Origin of the sequence: Vibrio sp. 10N.261.45.E2 (genome assembly GCF_002875705.1) — a bacterium.
Lineage (GTDB): Bacteria > Pseudomonadota > Gammaproteobacteria > Enterobacterales > Vibrionaceae > Vibrio.
Window position 1 is genome coordinate 1 of record NZ_MCZZ01000137.1, and the last position, 693, is coordinate 693.

Here is a 693-nt window from a genome sequence, read left to right on the forward strand (position 1 = left end):
GAATGCACATGGTGATTGGAAAGCGCTCGCCTATTGTCATGAAAAAGTTGAACAACGCTGGCGACATGGGCTCTGCGATTTACTGTTATCTGAGTATGAATCTCTGACTATCGACGACGCAGACGCTCACTGCCGTGATTTCGATGAATTTCGACGTTTCATTAACGCCCAGCGACAACGCTTTTGGCATGTGCACTTTGCAAAGAAAACCCAGCATCCTAAAGCCACAATAAACTACTTAGGTCGTTACCTTAAACGTCCGCCGATTGCTGGCGCGAAATTGGCTCATTATCGGGGTGAAGCCAACCTATCATTTCGTTATCTCGACCATCACACAGGCAAATATGAAACAGAGGAAGTCAGTCAACTTGAGTTGATCAAGCGTCTCGTCCAGCACATCCCAGAGAAACACTTTCGCATGATCCGTTACTTTGGCTTTTTGGCCAATCGAGTGGTCGGAAATCAGTTATCCAAAGTACGTGAGGCTCTGGGCATGGAGAGTCATCCACCGCGTACGCCAGCCCTTCGATATGGTCAGATGATAAAGTCCTTTTTGAAAGTGGATCCTTTTGAATGCATTCTGTGCGGTGGCCGAATGAGATTTGCGGCTTTCCATGCTGGCGTAGGTCGAAAAAACATTATCAATGAGGCTTTAAGCCGGCGTGGGGAGGGGCTCGCATAGGGAAGATCTAT

1 protein-coding gene is annotated in these 693 nt (G+C 47.8%); it reads left to right on the forward strand.

Annotated features, from left to right (window positions below; translation table 11 throughout):
- Window positions 1–682, forward strand: a 682-nt coding sequence (locus tag BCT34_RS16395) for a transposase (RefSeq protein ID WP_198594887.1), incomplete at its 5' end; no start/stop codon positions are given.
- Window positions 683–693: the final 11 nt, after the last annotated feature.